The 14,808-nt window shown below is 63.7% G+C and carries 13 protein-coding genes and 1 pseudogene; 9 read left to right on the forward strand and 5 right to left on the reverse strand.

What is annotated here, in order from left to right; genetic code table 11:
- Positions 1 to 487 (forward strand): methyl-accepting chemotaxis protein (locus V8Z78_RS07740; protein WP_349731200.1); only part of this gene is annotated, 487 nt, incomplete at its 5' end.
- Positions 488 to 556: 69 nt separating this feature from the next.
- On the opposite strand, the gene recJ is transcribed toward V8Z78_RS07740, so the two are convergent.
- The 4 genes and pseudogenes from recJ to V8Z78_RS07760 all read right to left on the reverse strand — a co-directional run bounded on the left by recJ (position 557) and on the right by V8Z78_RS07760 (position 5,689).
- Complete coding sequence (recJ, locus tag V8Z78_RS07745) at positions 557 to 2,296, reverse strand: single-stranded-DNA-specific exonuclease RecJ (RefSeq protein WP_046462566.1); 1,740 nt, start codon at positions 2,294 to 2,296, stop codon at positions 557 to 559.
- A pseudogene (locus tag V8Z78_RS07750) lies at positions 2,293 to 3,265 on the reverse strand (phosphoglycerate mutase). The gene recJ and the pseudogene V8Z78_RS07750 overlap by 4 nt, the downstream one beginning before the upstream one ends.
- A 52-nt stretch (positions 3,266 to 3,317) precedes the next feature.
- Positions 3,318 to 4,691 carry a sulfatase family protein gene (locus V8Z78_RS07755; RefSeq protein WP_003066104.1) on the reverse strand — a complete coding sequence of 458 codons (1,374 nt, stop codon included), beginning with the start codon at positions 4,689 to 4,691 and terminating at the stop codon, positions 3,318 to 3,320.
- The gene (locus V8Z78_RS07760) at positions 4,688 to 5,689 is read right to left on the reverse strand and encodes a Bug family tripartite tricarboxylate transporter substrate binding protein (protein WP_003066105.1); all 1,002 of its coding nucleotides are present in this window, start codon (positions 5,687 to 5,689) and stop codon (positions 4,688 to 4,690) included. Before V8Z78_RS07760 ends, V8Z78_RS07755 begins: the two co-directional genes overlap by 4 nt.
- Before the next feature lie 127 nt (positions 5,690 to 5,816).
- Here V8Z78_RS07760 and V8Z78_RS07765 point away from each other — a divergent pair, with 127 nt between their 5' ends.
- From V8Z78_RS07765 to lolD, 3 genes are all read left to right on the forward strand, one after another.
- Entirely contained in the window at positions 5,817 to 6,320 is a 504-nt protein-coding gene (locus V8Z78_RS07765; RefSeq protein ID WP_223305771.1) for a MarR family winged helix-turn-helix transcriptional regulator, read from the forward strand.
- A gap of 78 nt (positions 6,321 to 6,398) precedes the next feature.
- Positions 6,399 to 7,652: a lipoprotein-releasing ABC transporter permease subunit gene (locus V8Z78_RS07770; protein WP_349731201.1), complete on the forward strand. Its 1,254-nt coding sequence runs from the start codon at positions 6,399 to 6,401 to the stop codon at positions 7,650 to 7,652.
- Positions 7,645 to 8,334 carry a lipoprotein-releasing ABC transporter ATP-binding protein LolD gene (gene lolD, locus V8Z78_RS07775; RefSeq protein WP_046462569.1) on the forward strand — a complete coding sequence of 230 codons (690 nt, stop codon included), beginning with the start codon at positions 7,645 to 7,647 and terminating at the stop codon, positions 8,332 to 8,334. Before V8Z78_RS07770 ends, lolD begins: the two co-directional genes overlap by 8 nt.
- 88 nt (positions 8,335 to 8,422) lie before the next feature.
- Here lolD and V8Z78_RS07780 read toward each other — a convergent pair whose 3' ends face one another.
- Positions 8,423 to 9,847, reverse strand: coding sequence for a methyl-accepting chemotaxis protein (locus tag V8Z78_RS07780; RefSeq protein ID WP_034378577.1), 1,425 nt, complete (start codon positions 9,845 to 9,847; stop codon positions 8,423 to 8,425).
- A 169-nt stretch (positions 9,848 to 10,016) separates the two neighbouring features.
- Between V8Z78_RS07780 and V8Z78_RS07785 the strand changes: the two genes are divergently transcribed.
- The 5 genes from V8Z78_RS07785 to tfpB all read left to right on the forward strand — a co-directional run bounded on the left by V8Z78_RS07785 (position 10,017) and on the right by tfpB (position 14,702).
- A complete protein-coding gene (locus tag V8Z78_RS07785; protein ID WP_034362191.1) occupies positions 10,017 to 10,838 on the forward strand; it encodes a TatD family hydrolase in 822 nt (273 codons plus the stop codon).
- A 100-nt stretch (positions 10,839 to 10,938) separates the two neighbouring features.
- Positions 10,939 to 11,475 (forward strand): DNA-deoxyinosine glycosylase, encoded by a 537-nt coding sequence (locus V8Z78_RS07790; RefSeq protein WP_349731202.1) that lies wholly within the window; start codon positions 10,939 to 10,941, stop codon positions 11,473 to 11,475.
- Between the two features lie 15 nt (positions 11,476 to 11,490).
- Entirely contained in the window at positions 11,491 to 12,354 is an 864-nt protein-coding gene (locus V8Z78_RS07795; protein ID WP_349731203.1) for a spermine/spermidine synthase domain-containing protein, read from the forward strand.
- 67 nt (positions 12,355 to 12,421) lie between these two features.
- A complete protein-coding gene (locus V8Z78_RS07800; protein ID WP_179625583.1) occupies positions 12,422 to 12,793 on the forward strand; it encodes a FlxA-like family protein in 372 nt (123 codons plus the stop codon).
- Between the two features lie 106 nt (positions 12,794 to 12,899).
- A complete protein-coding gene (tfpB, locus tag V8Z78_RS07805; RefSeq protein ID WP_057091595.1) occupies positions 12,900 to 14,702 on the forward strand; it encodes a type IV pilus assembly ATPase TfpB in 1,803 nt (600 codons plus the stop codon).
- Positions 14,703 to 14,808 lie beyond the last annotated feature (106 nt).

Raw genomic sequence — 14,808 nt, forward strand, 5'->3', positions numbered from 1 at the left:
GGAGATCAAGCAGCTCATCACCACCAGCGTGGACAATGTGCAGTCGGGCTCGCAGCAGGTGGAGCTGGCGGGCCAGAGCATGAGCGAGATCGTGGCCAGCGTGCGCCGCGTCAGCGATCTGATCGGCGAGATCACGGCCTCGTCCACCGAGCAGCGCGACGGCATCAATCAGGTCAATCAGGCGGTGAGCAATCTGGACCAGATGACGCAGCAGAACGCGGCGTTGGTGGAGGAGTCCAGTGCGGCGGCGCTGTCCATGCAGGAGCAGGCGCGTCGCCTGGCGGAAGTGGTCTCAGTCTTCAAGCTGGGACGCAATGCCGAGGCTTTCACGACCGTGTCCGCAGTGCTCCCCAAGCCGTTAGCGACGATCAAGGCGTTCAACCCGACCGCTCTGCCTGCCGTTGCAGTTCCCAGGCCGGTAGCGTCCAGGTCCAAGGAGCAGTCCCTTGCAAGCACTGCGAAGGACGATAGCTGGGAGCAGTTCTAAGTGTCGGGCACAGCGTGAAATGGGCAGCCGCCACGTTCGCGGTGGCGGCGGTCCAGGCTGGGGCGAGGATCAGAAGCCCATGTTGCCGGCACCGCCCTCGAAGTCCTGTGCGGCTTCCACGAGAAACTGCACCTTGCGTTCGCCGCGCCATTCGTTGATGTCCAGGCGATAGGCCAGGGTGGTGCGCGAGGGCAGCGGGTCGGTGTGGTTGAACCAGATGCCGTCGATCTTGGAGCCATGGTGCAGCAGCTCCAGCTTCAGGTGCTTTTCACCGACCAGGCGCTGCGAGGTGATTTCCAGCTCTTCGCTGAAAGTCGGCGCGGCAAAGCCCTGGCCCCAGACGGCCAGCTGCATTTGTTCGATCAGGCCGGTGTCCAGCCATTGGGGCGACAGCGGGCCATCGGTCTCCAGCCTGCGCGTCAGCGTGGCGGCATCCAGCCATTCCCTGGCGACCTGGGCAAAAGCCTTTTCGAACTCGTCAAAGTGCGCTTCTGCGATGGTGCAGCCTGCCGCCATGGCGTGGCCGCCAAAACGCAGTATCAGACCGGGGTGGCGCTTGCTGACCAGATCCAGCGCATCGCGCAGGTGAAAGCCTGGAATGGAGCGGCCCGAGCCCTTGAGCTCGTGTTCCTTGCCCGGGGCGCCGCTGGCTGCAAACACAAACGTGGGCCGGTGCAGCTTGTCCTTGATGCGCGAGGCCACCACACCGACCACGCCTTCGTGAAAGTCGGGGTCGAACACGCTGATGGCAGGCGGCGGCGTCATGCCGTCCTCGCAAAGGCCTTCGGCCATGAGCAGGGCATGCTCGCGCATGCTGACTTCGATCTCGCGGCGCTCGCGGTTGATGCTGTCCAGCATGCGTGCCAGGTTGTCGGCGCGGCTGACATCTTCCGTGCTCAGGCACTCGATACCTATGGTCATGTCTGCCAGACGACCGGCGGCATTGATGCGCGGGCCCAGGGCAAAGCCGAAGTCGATGGTTGTGGCCATGTCGAAGCGGCGGCCCGATGCCTCGAACAGCGCGCGTATGCCGGGCTGCATGACGCCTTTGCGAATCTGCTTGAGACCCAGTGCCACCAGGCGGCGGTTGTTGGCATCGAGCTTGACCACGTCGGCCACCGTGCCCAGTGCTACCAGAGGCAGCAATTGCTCGAGACGGGGCTGGTTGTGGCGGTCAAAGCGGCCGCGATTGCGCAGCTCGGTGCGCAGGGCCAGCAGCACATAGAACATGACTCCCACGCCGGCCATGGATTTGCTCGCGAACTCGCAGCCGGGCTGGTTGGGGTTGACGATGGCATCGGCCAGCGGCAGGTGGTCGCCGGGCAGATGGTGGTCGGTCACCACGACCGACATGCCCAGCTCCTTGGCCACGGCCACGCCTTCGACGCTGGCAATGCCGTTGTCCACGGTGATCAGCATGTCGGCACCGGTCTCCTTGACTCGGCGCGAGATGGGGGCCGTCAGGCCATAGCCGTCGACCACGCGGTCGGGCACCAGGTAGTCGGCATGGGCCGCGCCCAGCATGCGCAGGCCGCGCAGGCCCACGGCGCAGGCCGTGGCGCCATCGCAGTCATAGTCGGCGACGATGCACAGGCGCTTTTGCGCGGTGATGGCATCGGCCAGGAGCTGCACGGCAGTATCGATGCCGCGCAGGCCCGAGGGCGGCAGCAGGCGCGCCGGGGCATCGTCCAATTCGTCGGCCGAGCAGACGCCTCGCGCTGCATAGAGCTGGGCCAGCAAGGGATGAATCTTGGCCTGCAGCAGTGCAGAGACACTGCCGTCGGGAATGGACCTGGGGATTATTTTCATAGCATCTCTCGCAGGTCAGGCAATCTTTTCGTGCCAAAAACACTCTTGATCTTGTCCCGCAGGCTGCGCGGCTGGCTTTGCCATTGCACGGCATTGCGCTCGCCGCAGAGCGTGAGCTTGACGGGCTCGCCGCGGGCAGCCCGCTGCTGCAGCTCGGCGATCAGGCCGCTGTCCAGCGCCTGCCAGGCTTTTTGCCAGCCTTGCACATTGCCCTGCAGCGCGGTGTGGCGCAGATCATCGACACAGACTGCTGCAGGGCCCGCTGCGGGCAGGCTGTTCAGGCTTCCCGTGCCATGTACCCAGAAGGAGTTGATGGGCGGTAGACCGCGTGCGGCACGCTGGTCGTTGAAGACATGGGTGTAGAGCAGCATCTGCAACTCGGTCTGCAGACGCTGGATGATGGCGCCCTGGATAGGCTCGGGCATCCAGGGGCGCACGTCGCGGCCCAGTGCCCGGTCCATCGAGGCGGTAGCCAGGTCCTTGAAGGCCGCTCCGCGTGCCAGCCAGAGGTCGGCACGCAGGTATTCCAGCGTGATGCCGTCGTCGCTGAACCAGGGTGCGATCAGCGCCAGCAACTGGCGGGATTCGTCTTCGTCCAGTGGCGCGCTGGCCGGGTCGGTCTGGTGGACCTGGTCCGGCGTGATATGCCAGTGGCAGGGAGTGATGAAGGCACAGGCCTGGCTGCTGTCTCCGGCCGCCAGCGCTGCCCAGGGAATCAGCCCGGGGGTATCGGGCAGCTGCATGCTGCGGGCCAGGGCGCGTTCATGCGGGGGGGGAGAAGTCCATCTCGTCGCCCTGCACCAGCGTGGTCGGAGCCAGCGTTGCCAGCAAGGCCTGCAGGTGAGGGAGTTGCAAACCGTCCCATGCCAGGGGAATGTCGGCAGGGCCGCTGGCATAGGCAACAATGATTTCAGAGGCGCCTGTGCCCAGGGCTTGGGCGGCAGGCAGCAAAGGCGCGGTCAAAGACATGGGCGCTATTGTCGGGCATGGCCGCCGCCCGGGCATGGTGCGGGGTGCTTTGTCACCTCGCAGGCATATTTTTCAGGGTGTAAACCAGGCTGTAACTCGCATCATCGGCAATCGCGGGCATGCCGGCATTCCAGTCGTCCCAGCGCTGTCGCATGGCCTGCAGGCGCTCTGGGTGCTGGCCGGCCAGATTGGCACGCTCGCGTTCGTCCTGCGCCAGATTGAACAGGTATTCGTTGTCTTCCACGCGCAGGTATTTCCATTCGCCTTCGCGCAGCGCGCGCTGGTTGCGGTAGAGCATGCGCCAGTACAGCGGCCGGGCAAACTCCGCACCGTCGGTGCGCAGCACGGGCAGGATGGAGACGCCGTCCAGCGGGTAGTCCGGATCGGCGCTCACACCGGCTGCATCCAGCACCGTGGCGGCCCAATCCATGCTCATGCATTGTTGGGCGCTGCTGCGATGGGCCTCGATCACGGCAGGCCAGTGGGCGATCCAGGGCACGCGGATGCCGCCTTCGGTCAGATCCATCTTGCCACCCACGAGAGGCCAGCTGTCCGAGAAGCGCTCGCCGCCGTTATCGCTGGTGAAGACGATCAGCGTGTTGTCCAGTTGGCCGTTCTTGCGCAGGGCTTCGACGATCCAGCCTATGCCTTCATCCATGTGATGAATCATGCGGCGGTACTGGTGAATATTGCCGCCCGCCAGATGCGTGATGCCGGCGCCCAACTGCTCGGCAGCCTCACGGTCATCACGGGTTTCCCAGGGCCAGTGCGGCGCCGTGTAGTGCAGGCTCAGGAAGAAGGGGGCGTTGCCCTCGCTCATGCGGTTGACGAAGTCCACGCTGCGCTGGGACAGCAGGTCGGTCAGATAGCCTTCGTCGTGATGCTCCTCTTCGCCTACCCACAGATCGTGCTGGCCCGAGCTGCTCAGATGGGTGAAGTAATCCACGCCGCCCGACATGGGGCCGAAGTATTCCTCGTAGCCAGAGCGCAGCGGACCGAAGTGGGGAGGGTAGCCCAGATGCCATTTGCCTATCAGTGCCGTGCGATAGCCCGCGCCCTTGAGCAGCGAGGCAACGGTGGGGATTTCGGGCGGCAGGCCCAGCTTGGCGCCCAGCGGCGTGCCGCGCGTCTTGCTGTTGATGGGCTCCTCGGCCGCGCCGCGCAAGCGGTATTGATAGCGGGCCGTGGCCAGGGCAAAACGCGTGGGCGAGCACACGGGTGAATTGGCATAGCCCTGGGTGAGCCTGAGGCCGTTGGCCGCCAGGCGGTCGAGCACCGGGGATACCGGGCCGAACTCGGCATCGCGGCCGCCGTAGCAGCCCAGGTCGGCATAGCCGAGATCGTCGGCGACGATAAAGATGATGTTGGGGCGAGTCATGAAATGCGGGTCGTTGTCATGGGGTTGATGGCTGGCGCAAGCGCTCATTCCATCTTCATGCCGGTGGCCTGGGCCAGGACGCGATAGCGGTCGGCCAGGGCCTGAATGCGCTTGACGGCCGCATCGCCTGTCAGCCCTTCGTAGACCATGTCGTTGACACGCATGCGCTCGCGCAGCGTGCCGTCCTTCATGGCCTTCTCGAACTGGGCCTGGATTTTCTGCACCAGCGGCTCAGGTGTGCTGCTGGGTACCCAGGCAGCGAAAAGCACTTCCTGCTGCAGCTCTTTATGTCCGAGCTCGCCCACGGATGGAACTTCCGGCAGCAAGGGGTTGCGCTGGGCCGTGGTCACGGCCAGCGCCGTGATCTTTCCAGTGGTCACATGGGGCAGCATGGCGGTGGAGCTGATGACGCCGCCGTCCACCTCGCCAGAGAGCATGGCCAGCGTGGCAGGTGCATTGCCTTTGTAGGGCACATGGTTGACCTTGGCTCCGGTGGCGTAAGTCAGGATGCTGGAGGCCAGATGGCCGGGGGTTCCATAGCCGGCGGACCCCAGGGTCAGGCCCTTGTCCTTGCCGCGGGCGATGAACTGCTCCAGTGTCTTGATATTTGTCTTGGGACTGACGGCCATCAGCATGCCTTGCGAGGCGAACACCATGACAGGACGCAGGTCGCCATTTTTGAACGGCATGCTTTTGTAGATCAGCGGGTTGACCGTGAAGCTCGTGTCCAGGCCGATCAGCATGGTGTATCCGTCGGCGGCAGCCTTGGCGACGTAATCGGCTCCTATATTGCCGCCAGCGCCGGTGCGGTTTTCAACAACGAATGGCTGCTTGGTCTCACGTTGAAGCACTTCTCCGACGCCGCGCGCCAGTATGTCCACAGCCCCACCGGGAGCGAAGGCTGCTATCAGCCGAACTGGCTTGTGAGGCCAGGCGGCGACGGCTGCGCCATCGGCAGACTGGGCCTGGGAGGCGAAGGCGGAGCAGCCCAGCAGCAGAGCCAGGCTGGTTTGAAGAAGGCGGCGGGGTGCAGTCAGGCGGGCCATGGAATCACTCTCTGGTCTGAGGAAAGTGCTGGCATTTGCGAAAATCCCCGGCACTTCCCTTTGTCTCTGTATTGGGAATGCTCACTGTAGAAGTGACATCCACAATTGATCTAATCAACTCATCCCCGTGAATACCCGACAACCCACCTCCATTCAGCAGATGCTGCTGTTTCGCATCAGCCGCTTCTTCGGCGTGGCGGGCGGCATGGCCATGCGCATGTGCGAGGCCCGCTTCGGCCTGACGCGCCGCGAATGGGGCGTGATGGCGACGCTGGCGACCGAGGAGGGTTTGCTGTCCTCCGAGCTGGCACAGAAGGTGCAACTGGACAGGGCGCGCACTTCGCGGGCGCTCAGCGGCCTGGAGGAAAAAGGCTGGGTGCTGCGCAAGCCTCTGGATGGAGACCGCCGGCGCGTGGCCATGTATCTGACCGATGAGGGGCGGCGCATGTACGGTCTGATCCTGCCCGAGATGGTCAAGATTCATGCCGACATCGTGTCTGTCCTCAGCGATGAAGAGTTGGCCTTGTTTGACGATCTGCTGGCCAAGCTTCAGGCCCATGCGGTGACGCTGGAGCAGCACGAGCAATACGCGGATCTGCCGCGCATAGGGCGCAGCAGGCCGCCCCGATAGAGGGTCGGTGGGCAGTCAAATTGCATAAGGCTGGCGCCGCCGGCAGGGCATTGCCGGCAATGCCACAATGCTGGCAACATGCAATTTCCCTACGAACTGGCCGTGGGCTGGCGCTATACCCGTGCAGGGCGCGCCACACGCCGCAATGGCTTCATCTCCTTTATCTCGGGTGTCTCCATGCTTGGCATTGCGCTGGGCGTGGCGGCGCTGATCATTGTGCTGAGCGTGATGAACGGCTTCCAGAAGGAAGTGCGGGATCGCATGCTCAGCGTCGTCTCCCATGTGGAAATCTACGCCCCGCAGGGCGCGCCTCTGCCTGATGTGGAGCGCACCATGCGCGAGGCCAGAGCCAACCCCGATGTGGTGGGGGCTGCGCCTTTTGTGGCGGCTCAGGCCTTGCTGGCGCGCGGCGAGGATATGAAAGGCGCCTTGGTGCGCGGTATCGATCCGGCGCGTGAGGGCGAGGTGACCGATCTGGCGGCCACCAGCGGCGAGGTGCTCAAGCGTCTGGTGCCCGGCGAGTTCAAGGCGGTGCTTGGCATCGAGCTGGCGCGCAATCTCGGTGTGAGCGAAGGCGATGTGATCACGTTGATCGCTCCCAGCGGACAGGTCACGCCAGCCGGCGTGCTGCCGCGCATGAAGCAGATGACGGTGGCCGGCACCTTCGATTCCGGTCACTACGAATATGACTCGGCGCTGGTGATGATGCATTACGAGGATGCGCAGCGCATCTTCCGCCTGGAAGGGCCGACCGGCATTCGCCTCAAGCTCAAGGATTTGCACGAGGCCCCGCGCGTGGCGCATGAACTCGCTGACACCTTGACGGACCGTTTGTTCATCCGTGACTGGACGCACCAGAACAAGACCTGGTTTGCTGCCGTGCAGCTCGAAAAACGCATGATGTTCATCATCCTGACCCTGATCGTGGCCGTGGCGGCTTTCAATCTGGTGTCCACCCTGGTGATGAGCGTGCAGGACAAGCGTGCCGATATTGCCATCCTGCGTACCCTGGGGGCCTCGCCCTCGTCCATCATGGGCATCTTCATGGTGCAGGGAGCCATGGTCGGCGTCATCGGTACCTTGGCCGGTCTGGCGCTGGGGCTGGCGATTGCCTTCAATATCGACGTCATCGTGCCGGCCATAGAGCAGGCGCTGCATGCCAATTTCCTGCCCAAGGACATCTACCTGATCAGCAAGATGCCCAGCGAGCCGCAGTCCACGGACATCGTGCCGATCGCTGTGATTTCCCTGATTCTTTCTTTTGTGGCCACGATTTACCCCAGCTGGCGTGCCAGCCGCGTGAACCCTGCAGAGGCACTGCGTTATGAATGATGTTGTGATGGGCCAGAGCGTGCTGGAAGCACGCGGCCTGACCAAGCGCTTTGCCGAAGGCAAGCTGGATGTGACCGTGCTGCAGGGAGTGGATCTGCAGGTTCAGGCGGGCGAGACGCTGGCCATCGTCGGCGCCTCGGGTTCGGGCAAATCCACCTTGCTGCACTTGCTGGGCGGGCTGGATGCACCCTCCACCGGCAGCGTCAGCCTCATGGGCCAGCCCTTGCACCAGCTCAGCCCGCAAAAGCAGGGTGCGCTGCGCAACCGGCATCTGGGCTTTATCTACCAGTTCCACCATCTGCTGGCCGAGTTCTCGGCCCAGGAGAATGTGGCCATGCCGCTGCGCATTCGCCGCGATGCCAAGGAGGACTGCATGGATCGCGCGGCCGAGATGCTGCGCGCCGTGGGCCTGGGCCAGCGCATGGCGCATCGCCCGGCCGAGCTGTCGGGCGGCGAGCGTCAGCGCGTGGCCATTGCACGTGCCCTGGTCACGCGTCCGGCCTGCGTGCTGGCCGACGAGCCCACGGGCAACCTGGACCGCGGCACGGCCGATACGGTGTTTGCGCTGATGCTGGAGCTGGCGCGCAGCCATGGCACGGCGTTTGTGATGGTCACTCATGACGAAGGACTGGCCGCGCGTTGCGATCGCATGGTCAGGCTGGGGCAGGGACAGCTGGCCTGATCTCCTGCCTGCCGACGGGTAAAGGCCCGGTCGCAGCCTTTGCAGCGCCGGGCCTTTTTCATGAAGTGCCTGGGGCGCTTTTCCTTTTTCAATAAGCGCCGACCGCCGCGTTCCGGATGGCGATCGTGGCCTGCTCACGGGCCGAAGCCTGCAGCGGCACGGCAGGGCGCGGCTTGACCGAGCCTGGATTGGCCGAAACATCCTGCGCCGTCAGATCGTCGGTGACCTCGCGCAGCCTGGCGGACTGGGCCAGCGAGGTCTGCACCACCTCGCCCATGATCTGCGTGACCTGGCGCGAGGAGTTCACGATCTCGGCCATGGTGGTGCCGGCCTCACGCACCTGGTTCACCCCCTGGGTGACCTGGGTGACGGAGGTCTGGATCAGCTGCTTGATCTCCTTGGCGGCTTCGGCGCTGTGCTGGGCCAGCTGGCGCACCTCATTGGCCACCACGGCAAAGCCGCGCCCCTGGTCGCCGGCGCGGGCCGCTTCCACGGCGGCGTTGAGCGCCAGCAGATTGGTCTGGAAGGCGATGGAGTCCATCATGCCGATGATGTCGCTGATCTTGCGCGAGCTGGCGCTGATGGATTCCATGGTGGTCACCACATCCTGCACGGTGCGGCCGCCGGCCTCAGCCACGCTGCAGGCGTCCTGGGCCAGCTCGTTGGCCTGGCGCGCATGGTTGGCGCTTTCGGTCAGACCTTCCACCGTGGCACGCAGGGTTTGGGCTGCGGTCACGCGGCGTGTGATGTTGGTGGCGAACTTGACGACCTTGAAGGGGCGCCCTTCGGCGTCGAGTATGGGGTTGTAGCTGGCTTCGATCCAGACCTGGCGGCCGGCCTTGCCTATGCGCAGGTACTGGCCGGCATCATGATGGCCCAGTGCCAGCTTGTGCCAGAAATGCTGATAGGCCGGGGACTGGCGCTCGTGCGGCTGGACGAACATGCTGTGGTGCCTGCCCACGACTTCGGCGAGGGAGTAGCCCATGGTCTGCAGGAACAGATCGTTGGCCGTGAGGATGTTGCCGTTCAGATCGAATTCGATGATGGCTTGCACCTTGGCAATGGCCTGGAGCTGGCCGCGGGCATCGTCTTCGTGCTGTTGCTGCTCGGTGATGTCGGTGGCGTACTTGATGACTTTGCGCGGCTGGCCCTGGCTGTCGAAGATCGGGTTGTAGCTGGCCTGCAGCCACACATCCTCGCCCTGGCTGTTGATGCGGCGGTAGCGTCCGCTGTCGTGCAGACCCGCTGCCAGGCGCTGCCAGAACTGGGCGTACTCGACAGAGCCGCGGGTTTCCTCATCGACGAACATGCGGTGATGCTGGCCGATGATCTGTTCAGGGCTATAGCCCATGGTGCGCAGAAAGTTGTCATTGGCCGTCAGCACATGACCTTGCAGATCGAATTCGATCACGGCCTGCACCTGATCCAGCGCGGCCAGCTTGCCCTGCATGTCGGCGCGCTGATGACTTTGGCTCAGGCGTTGCCAGAGCGTGCTTTGCAGAAGTCCCGTCATAACATGCTCCTTTGGCCGGTCGCGCAGGGTAGGGGGTGAAGTTGCTTAATGTTTTATTTGTTTCAATATGTGAATCGTAGGACAAGACAGGAAACTGTCTGTAGTCACTTGACGTGTCATCGGCCGAGGCTGGGCTGCGCAAGCAGCCCAGCCGATGCATGATGTGTGGATGCCAACCTGGATAGATACCCATTGCCACCTGGATGCGCCCGAGTTCGCACCTGACAGAGATGCCGTGCGCGCCGCTGCGCAGGCCGCAGGCGTCACGCATCTGGTCATTCCTGCCGTACAGCGCAGCCACTGGCAGGATGTGATTGCACTTGCCCATCGCCATGGCGACAGCTATGCGCTGGGCATTCATCCGCTCTACACGCCCGGCGCGCAGGAGTCCGATATCGCGGCGCTGCGCGAGTTGCTGAATCAGCAGCGCGGCGACCCGCAACTGGTGGCGGTGGGTGAAATCGGTCTCGACTTTTTTGTCCCCGGACTGGACGAACAGTGCCAGATCTGGTTCTACGAGCAGCAGATCCGGCTGGCACGCGAGTTCGAGTTGCCCGTGATCCTGCATGTGCGCAAGAGCAGCGATCGTCTGCTCAAGACCTTGCGTCAGCACAGGGTTGTGGGTGGCATTGCCCATGCGTTCAACGGCAGCGCCCAGCAGGCGCAGGCCTTCATCGATATGGGCTTCAAGCTGGGCTTTGGCGGTGCCATCACCTATGAGCGCGCGCTCAAGCTGCGTGAGCTGGCGGCCAGCCTGCCGCTGGAGGCGCTGGTTCTGGAAACCGACGCTCCCGATATTCCGCCGCACTGGCTCTACACCACGGCCGAACAGCGTGCGGCCGGTCAGCCCCAAGGGCGTAACAGCTCCGCCGAGCTGCCGCGCATTGCGGCGGAGATCGCGCGGCTGCGCGGCATGGGCATTGAGCAGCTGGCGCAGGCCTGCACGGCCAATGCACGTAAGGCGCTCAAAGGGCTGCCGGCACTTCCCTAGATGGGGCAGTAGCTATCCTTTGCAGGCAAAGAGGCTCATGCTCATCTTTTTGAATGTCAGCCCAAGATCCAGGATGATGATGGCTGGGCGACAATAGGGCATGACCGAGGATTCTTCTGCCACCGTGACAGAGACAGGCCCGCGCTGGCAGGGGCTGGCCGCAGTGGCCGATGGCCGCACGCGGGCCCTGGTGCTGGGCAGCTTTCCGGGCCTGAAGTCGCTGCAGCTGGCGCAGTACTACGCCCATCCGCAAAACCAGTTCTGGCCGCTGCTGCAGGCCTTGTGGCCCCAGCATCTGCAGCCGCCACGTAGTGATTACGCGGGCCGCTGCGAATGGCTGCTGGCACGCGGGCTGGGTCTGTGGGATGTGTATGCGAGCTGCGAGCGCGAGGGTAGTCTGGATAGCGCCATTCGCGGTGCCCAGGTCAACGACTTTGCCGGACTGCGTCAGCGCTGTCCTGATCTGCAACTGGCGTTGCACAACGGCGGCGAGAGCTACAAGCATGCCCGTCAGACCGAGGCACTGGGGCTGATCGCCCTCAAGCTGCCATCCACCAGCCCGGCCAATGCCGGCTGGTCGTTCGATAGAAAACTGCAGGCCTGGCGCCATGCGCTGGCGGCCCATGGCCTACTTTGAAGATTGGTGTGAAACGTGATCCGTAAAACCCGTGGCGGTGCCAAATCCGCGCAAGACAAGAATCTGGCCAGCGTCCAGGAGCTGCCCGAAGTCAGCGTCTCCGACGACGGCGATATCCGCTATCTGCATCTGGGCACGCCCTGGGTGCAGGGCTCCATGCGTATTCGCGATCCTTTTGATATCGATCTGGAGTATGTGCAGCGCATGATGGGCTGGCTGCTGTTTGCCGAGCCTGCTGAAGTGCCCCGGATGCACGCCATGCAACTGGGTCTGGGAGCGGCCGCCATCACCAAGTTCTGTCACAAGAAACTGCGCATGAAGACCACGGCGGTCGAGCTGAACCCTCAGGTCCTGGCCGTGTGCCGCAGCTGGTTCAAGCTGCCGCCCGACAGCAGCACGCTGCAGGTGGTGCTGGCCGATGCGGCCCAGGAAATCAAAAAGCCCGAATGGCTGGGCACTGTCGATGCGCTGGCCGTCGATCTGTACGATCACGAAGCGGCGGCTCCCGTGCTCGACAGCGCCGAGTTCTATGCCGATTGCCGCAATCTGCTGACCGAGGACGGCATCATGACCGTCAACCTCTTTGGCCGCTCCTCAAGCTTTGACAAAAGCCTGGATCAGATGGCCCAGGCTTTTGGCGAGGACGCGCTCTGGGCCTTCCGCCCCACACGCGAAGGCAATACCGTGGTGCTGGCACAGCGCACGCCGCGTGTGCTGCAGGGCGCGGAGCTGGATCTGGCCTGCGATCAGGTGCAGGCCCGTTGGGAATTGAACACCACCCGCTGGGCCAAGGTGTTTGTGCCGGCACGCGATGCAGAAGCAGGCAGCAAGACGGGCAAAGCCAAAGTCAGCCGCATCGGCCGGGGCGCTACCGTGTAATTGCAAAGCCTGAGTAAATTGATGGTGCAGGCCTTGAGGGCTGCGGTTTTGTGCCGATGATATGGACATGACGATCAGTGCCATCTCATCCAGTTCTGCCGGCTCAGCCTCTTCGGGGGCTGGCGCGGCATCGCGTATCCAGCAGCTGCAACGGCAGATCAAGGATGCCACCAACGAACTCAAAGAGGTTGCCAACAGCGACGCTGATGCCAAAACCAAGGAGCAGCAGGCGCAGTTGCTGCAGACCAAGATCCAGATGTTGCAGGCCCAGATAGAGGCCTTGCAGAACCAGCAGACACAGCAAGCCCAGCAGGCTGCCCAGCGCGGGACGGAGGCAGTCCAGCAAAAGAAGGATGAGCAGATGCAGAGCAGAAGTAGCGGCAATCCGGGCCAGGGTGGCCAGGGCGGCCTGGGCGGACTGCTGGACGAATACGCCTGAGCTGCATCAGAGATGAATGCCATCGTCCGCCTGCTTTGTATCGTCCTAGTCAGGAGCGTGGGCCGATGGCGGTACAGTCAAGGCAGTTTTGTTGCCACTGCCGCCCATGTCATTGACTGAATCCCTTCTGTCCCAGTCCATCAAGCCTGCTCAATACCAGGGACCGCTGGACTGGCGCAAGCTGGTGCAATGGTTGCAGGAAGACGCTGTGATCACGGCGCAGGAGGCCGAGCGCACGATTGCGCGCTGCTCGGCCGCAGAGAGCGCGCAACTGCCGCTGGTGCGGCTTGCCAATGTAGGTGTTGTCGGCGCCCAGACGCGTCAGCCGCTGGATCTGGAGACCCTGACCCAGTATCTGGCACAGCGCAGCGGTCTGGCCTATCTGCGCATCGATCCGCTGCGCGTGGATGTGGGCCGCGTGGGTGAGGTCATGAGCGCCAGCTACGCCGAGCGTCACAAGGTACTGCCCGTGCAGGTGACCGCCAAGGAGGTGGTGATTGCCACGGCCGAGCCCTTCATCAGCGACTGGGTGAGCGAGGTGGAGCGGCAGGCACGCCGCAGCGTGCGCTGCGTGGTGGCCAATCCGCAGGATATCAAGCGCTATACGGCAGAGTTCTTCGCCCTGGCCAAGTCCGTGCGTGCGGCGGAGAAAGCCGGTGGCGCGACCGGCGGCGCCAGTTTTGAACAGCTGGTGGAGCTGGGCAAAAGCAACAAGCAGCTCGATGCCAACGACCAGGGCGTGGTGCGCGTGGTGGACTGGCTGTGGCAGTATGCCTTCGACCAGCGGGCCAGCGACATTCATCTGGAGCCCAGGCGCGAGCAGGGCGTGATCCGCTTTCGCATCGATGGTGTGCTGCATCCGGTCTACCAGATGCCCATGGGCGTGCTGAATGCCATGGTGGCGCGCGTCAAGTTGCTGGGGCGCATGGACGTGGTCGAAAAGCGCCGCCCACTGGATGGCCGCATCAAGACGCGCAACCCGCGCGGCGAGGAGGTGGAAATGCGCTTGTCCACCTTGCCCACGGCTTTTGGGGAGAAGATGGTGATGCGCATCTTCGACCCGGAGAACACGGTCAAGAATCTGGATGCGCTGGGCTTCAGTGTCCATGACGCGCAGCGCTGGGAAGATCTGGTCAAGCGTCCGCACGGCATCATCCTGGTCACCGGCCCCACGGGATCGGGCAAGACCACCACGCTGTACTCCACGCTCAAGCGTGTGGCGACCGAGGAGGTCAATGTCAGCACGGTGGAAGACCCCATCGAAATGATCGAGCCCAGCTTCAATCAGACCCAGGTTCAGCCCCAGCTCGACTTCGGTTTCACCGAGGGCCTGCGTGCGCTGATGCGTCAGGACCCGGACATCATCATGGTGGGCGAGATTCGCGATCTGGCCACTGCCGAGATGGCGGTGCAGGCTGCACTGACCGGCCACCTGGTCTTCTCCACGCTGCATACCAATGATGCGCCCAGCGCCGTCAGCCGCCTGATGGAGCTGGGCGTACCTTCCTATCTGATCAACGCCACCTTGCTGGGCGTGCTGGCCCAGCGTCTGGTGCGCACGCTGTGTTCCAGCTGCAAGGTGCGCGATGAAGACGCAAAGCCCGAGGATCTGGCCGAATCGGTCAGGCCCTGGAAGCTGACCGGCAGTTACCAGCCCTACAAGCCCGTGGGTTGTGAGGATTGCCGCATGACAGGCTACCGAGGCCGCATGGGCCTGTACGAGCTGCTGATGGTGACCGAGGCCCTCAAGAAGCAGATTCACGATGCCCCGTCCATGGACGTTCTGCGCCGTCAGGCCGTGCAGGACGGCATGCGCCCTCTGCGCCTGGCCGGGGCTTTGCGCGTTGCCGAGGGCGTGACCACCTTGCCCGAGGTGCTGGCCTGCACGCCGCTGATGAGCGAAATCTGAAAGTCCGGGTGCTAGTGCTTGCTTCTTGGCTGGTGTAGCAAGTGCAGGCCGGCATTGGCCTGGGTTGAATGCGGTAAATGTGTACAAAGCGTCGGCATTAGGGTAT

Source organism: Comamonas sp. wu1-DMT, from assembly GCF_040187805.1.
Lineage (GTDB): Bacteria > Pseudomonadota > Gammaproteobacteria > Burkholderiales > Burkholderiaceae_C > Comamonas > Comamonas thiooxydans.